This is a genomic window from Bacillus sp. NPDC060175 (assembly GCF_042728695.1).
Lineage (GTDB): Bacteria > Bacillota > Bacilli > Bacillales > Bacillaceae_G > Bacillus_A.
Window position 1 is genome coordinate 1 of the sequence record NZ_JBHWYR010000159.1, and the last position, 4,617, is coordinate 4,617.

The 4,617-nt window shown below is 28.9% G+C and carries 7 protein-coding genes; 6 read left to right on the forward strand and 1 reads right to left on the reverse strand.

The annotated features are described in order from the left end of the window. The 5 genes from ACFWDE_RS29940 to ACFWDE_RS29960 form a co-directional block, all read left to right on the forward strand. Positions 1-396: DUF3885 domain-containing protein (locus tag ACFWDE_RS29940; protein WP_377896323.1), on the forward strand; the 396-nt coding region annotated here is incomplete at its 5' end. Positions 397-420: 24 nt separating this feature from the next. Beyond that, a complete protein-coding gene (gene mtnN, locus ACFWDE_RS29945; protein WP_377896324.1) occupies positions 421-1,131 on the forward strand; it encodes a 5'-methylthioadenosine/S-adenosylhomocysteine nucleosidase in 711 nt (236 codons plus the stop codon). Positions 1,132-1,147: 16 nt separating this feature from the next. Continuing rightward, positions 1,148-1,783 carry an SDR family oxidoreductase gene (locus ACFWDE_RS29950; protein WP_377896325.1) on the forward strand — a complete coding sequence of 212 codons (636 nt, stop codon included), beginning with the start codon at positions 1,148-1,150 and terminating at the stop codon, positions 1,781-1,783. A gap of 14 nt (positions 1,784-1,797) precedes the next feature. Beyond that, positions 1,798-2,538 carry a class I SAM-dependent methyltransferase gene (locus tag ACFWDE_RS29955; RefSeq protein WP_377896326.1) on the forward strand — a complete coding sequence of 247 codons (741 nt, stop codon included), beginning with the start codon at positions 1,798-1,800 and terminating at the stop codon, positions 2,536-2,538. A gap of 27 nt (positions 2,539-2,565) precedes the next feature. Continuing rightward, a complete protein-coding gene (locus tag ACFWDE_RS29960) occupies positions 2,566-3,414 on the forward strand; it encodes a GNAT family N-acetyltransferase (protein WP_377896327.1) in 849 nt (282 codons plus the stop codon). Between the two features lie 566 nt (positions 3,415-3,980). On the opposite strand, the gene ACFWDE_RS29965 is transcribed toward ACFWDE_RS29960, so the two are convergent. After that, positions 3,981-4,139, reverse strand: a complete 159-nt coding sequence (locus ACFWDE_RS29965; protein WP_002065550.1) for a hypothetical protein — start codon at positions 4,137-4,139, stop codon at positions 3,981-3,983. A gap of 165 nt (positions 4,140-4,304) precedes the next feature. Here ACFWDE_RS29965 and ACFWDE_RS29970 point away from each other — a divergent pair. Continuing rightward, a partial coding sequence (locus tag ACFWDE_RS29970) for a hypothetical protein (protein WP_377896328.1) occupies positions 4,305-4,617 on the forward strand: 313 nt, incomplete at its 3' end.

Here is a 4,617-nt window from a genome sequence, read left to right on the forward strand (position 1 = left end):
GTATATAATAGATTTATTAAAAAGAGTGGTTTAAAGTTTCATATTAGACAAGAAACATTACCTTTTCTATTTGAAGATGAAGAAGCAGATTTATATTGTATATATCAATTTTCTTTAAAATGTCTTGCGGAAGATATTAAATATGAACCGCTTATTCAAGCAGCTAATCATGAAGATTTCCCTGACCTACGTCCACGTCTAGGGCGAAAAAAAGAAATTTCATATCCAGATGTATTTTTTATAAATGTAACAAAGGATATTATCATGTTTATTTATGATGATAGAGGATGTGAAGTAATTGCGAAGAATAAAGAAAAGATACGGGATTTATATGAGAAGTATAAAGAGTGGATACCAGAATATGAACGAGAGAGTATAGATGACTTATTTACATGAAAATAGGAGGAAGTGAAGTGTGTAATGAAAAGGATCGCAATTGTATCTGCATGGGAACCAGAGCTTACGTATTTGCATCAATATTATCCAAGTGAGCGTGTAGAAAAAATAGCAGCTTGGGAATTTCATTTTCATTCTATTAATGAATTAGAAGTGATATCAGTTGTGACAGGTGTTGGAAAAGTAAGTTGTGCTAGTTGTGTACAATTATTAATTAGTGAATTTCAGCCAGACCAGTTATTTATGACAGGAATTTGCGGGAGTTTATCAGATAAAGTGAAAAATGGGCACATCGTTGTAGCTCTTAATACTTTGCAGCATGATGTTACAGCGGCTGGTTCAGGAGAAGATAGTTTTAATCTATATGATGGTAGAACAGCACCTATTGAAACAACTAAATCACTCGTAAAACGAATGAAGAAATTGCGTTCGTATGACCAGGTCCATTTTGGTACATTTCTATCTGGAGATCAACGTATTCGAAGTTCAGAAATGAGATATTTACTGCATACTGTTTATGGTGCTTTAGCCGTTGATCAAGAAGTGGCAGCATTTGCTTATGTATGTCATATAAATAAAAAACCATTTCTATGTTTAAAAGCTGCCTCAGATCAAGCGAATGATAAAACGAAAGAAGAACAAAAAATTTTTAAAATGTTAGCATGTGAACGAGCATGTGAGCATTTAATTACTTTTTTACGTGTTTATGAGATTACTGTAGTAAATAATAGATAGTTAGAGGGTTTTAATATTGGAAACTACAAATAAAATAGCAATTCTTGGTGCGAATGGTAAAGCTGGAAAATTCATCGTAAATCATGCGTTAGAAAAGGGATATCAAGCAAAAATATTAACGAGAACTTCTAAAAATATGCCGATAACTAATGAAAATATAGAGACTATCATTGGGGATGCCCGTGATTTTTTTACAATACAAGAATTACTTAAAGGTTGTAGGGCTGTAATTAATGCGGTGGGACAACCGAAAAATGAACCTTATATTTTTAGCACAGTTACGAAGCATATTTTAAAAGTAATGAAAGAATATGAAATAAAACGTTATATTCTTATTTCTGGAGGCTCCTTAAATGTAGAAGGAGATCAGAAGGGAATTGTAAATAAAATAGGGGCTAATTTGTTTCAATTATTTCTTCCAAAGATGATGAGGGATAAATATAAAGAATTGGAAATTATACAAAGTAGTGATGTAGATTGGACAATTGTTAGATTACCATTTGTTATAGAGGGAAATGACATTGAAAATATAAAAGAGAGTCTAGTAGATATGCCAGGAATGAAAATCCAAAATGGAGATATTGCACCGTTTGTTTTAAAACAAATAAATAGTAAGACATATGTAGCGAAATGTCCATTTATTTCAAATTAAGAGGTGAAATAACATTGATTACGTATTATGGAGAGCTTTGTACAAAAATATATGAAAGTGATAAATCAATTGCTGTTGGAAAAGAATTAGATTTCTATCTTTCGTTTGCAAAAGACAAAAACATGGCAGTGTTAGAACCGATGTGTGGAAATGGTAGAATGTTAATTCCTTTTATGCAAAATGGTGTGAATATAGAAGGATTTGATATTTCGAAAGATATGCTTAAAATTTGTAAAGATAAAGCAGAAAAATTAAACTTAAAACCGGTTGTGTCACAAGGAAGAATAGAAGAATACCATAGTGATAAAAAATACGATCTTATAATGATTCCTATTGGATCATTCTCTCTTTTACCAAATAATTTAGTGGATATTAGTCTTCAAAATATGAAAAATAGCTTAAAAAAAAATGGAAAATTACTTCTTACTATTGTACAAGGTGGAAGTGAAACAGAACAAATTCTAGATTGGATAGAGACAAATAGAAAAGAAATTAACAATGAATTAATTGTTGAGTATAGAAAAGTGTCATATGATGAGGCACAAAAACTTTTAAATATTAAACTAAAATATGAAGTTATTCATGATGAGAAAATAACAGAAACTGAGATTATGGATTTTCCTATAAGACTATATGATTTAAAAGAATTTGAAAATATACTTATTGCTAATGGATTTAGTCAAATTGTTGTTCATGAAATAAAGGATGGATATGGTGAAGGGAATTCATTTCATGTGTTTGAATGTAGTATATAACAAGTCATAGCAGAGGAGTATACTTATATGATTCAATACAAAAAATGTAGTGAACTAAGTATAGATTTAGTGTATGAAGCTTTTAAGGATGGATTTTCAGATTACATTATTAAAATGGAAGTTTCAAAAGAAGATTTTATAAAAAGGTTTTTTGGGCCAGAAGGCAATTCGTTAGAACACTCCTTTCTTGCTTTAGATGGTGATAAATCTGTTGGTGTAATACTTGGTGGTATAAAAGTTTATGAAAGTATAAAAACAATGCGCTGCGGAACGTTAGCTATCCATCCTAATTATCGCGGTGTTGGTATTAGTCAAAAGCTGTTTGAACTGCATAAAGAAGAGGCGATTCAAAATGGGTGTAAACAACTTTCTCTTGAAGTCATTGTGGGCAACGACCGAGCGATTCATTTTTATAACAAATTAGGCTATGAAAAAGTGTACGATCTTTCTTATTATAATTTAAATGATTTGACTAAAATAATGAATAAAGATTGTAAGGGTATTGGAGTAAAACAATTAGAGTTTCCAACTTTTAAAGTTGAAATTCAGAAATGGTTAAACTTCCATATAAATTGGCAAAATGATATTGATTATATTGAAAAAACAAATAATACATTTTATGGGGCATATATCAATAATAGATTAAAAGGCTCTGTATGTGTAAATGAACAAGGTAAAATTAGTTTTATTTTTGTAGACAAAGATTATAGAAATAGTAGTATTGGGACAAAATTATTACAAGTAGCAATTAAAGAACTGAAGTTAACCAGTTTAACAATTGGATTTCCTAATAATAGTTTACTTGAAGGTTTTTTAAAGAAATGTGGATTTGAGAAGAATTCTTTATCCCAGTATGAAATGTATTTGTTACTATAAAAGCAGAAGGGATTATTCTTTTCGCTTTTTATTTTTGTATTATGAGTGTAAAATGTTTCTCACCTATTATCTGTAAACAATCTGTGAATAATCTCCCTACATACTATATGTGGAGGTCTTTTTATTAGAAGGTAATTTATAAAGTGACATTAAAATAAAGAAATATTACATATTGAATTGAAAACGAGGAAGAAGGTTAGAAATTATAAAACTGTTCCAGAAAGCAGAAAATAGTAATATAAAAAAATATTTTTTTCAAAATAAAAAGGCAGTTGTTTCCGCAACCACCTTTCAGTAAAACAAAACACTTTTTCAGAAATAAATTATGGATGATTCTAAAAAAATCTATAGGATATAATCCCATTTTTATAATCCAAGTGACGAGCTTAATTTATAAAAAAGGAATGACTATATTATATGGAAATTTGTTTATAATGGTTACAAAGAAAAGAGCAGCTAGCAAAAGTTAACTGCTTCATTCAAGGAACATGATTAAGAAATGGGATGCTTGCAGTATGAATTGAATATTAAGATGTATCCAGAGGAGAGGGATTATATAAATTAAATTATGATAGTCGATATTCTCCAAATTGACCAGAAAAAAATAAACATTCTAATGAAATTCCAAGTGTTCTTTTCTTAGGTTTTTGAAAATCTTTTATTAGATAACCCACAGCACTAATTGCTATAAGTATGAAAAGAATGAGTTCTAATGTTTCTGGCATTATATCTACTCCTAATTACATATTCAATTTATTATATAAACACTAAAGGTTTTTTTGAATTTTAAACCTTTTAAGTTATCTTTTTAAATATCACTTTCAGGATGAAATTTTACTTTGTATAATATTCTTATATTATGTAGAATAGATAATACAGGAGGGAATTAAATGCATAATGAATTAAAGTTTAAGATTATTGAATTACAATCTTTCATACAAAAGACTTATTCTGATATTAAAACAGCATGTGATATTGCTATTTATCAAGAAAACACTTCGAAATATTTAATTTCATTAGGATTTTTAAATAAATCATATATGACCTATATAGAAGCAAAAAGATTTTATCGTGAAAATGAAGAACTTGTAAGTGTAGAATTTGATAATTTCTTTGATGCGTATGATAAATTAGAACACGAATTAAAGCAAGTTATTTCAAGAGAAGATAAGAATCCTTCATTGCTACATAGCAGCCTTGATC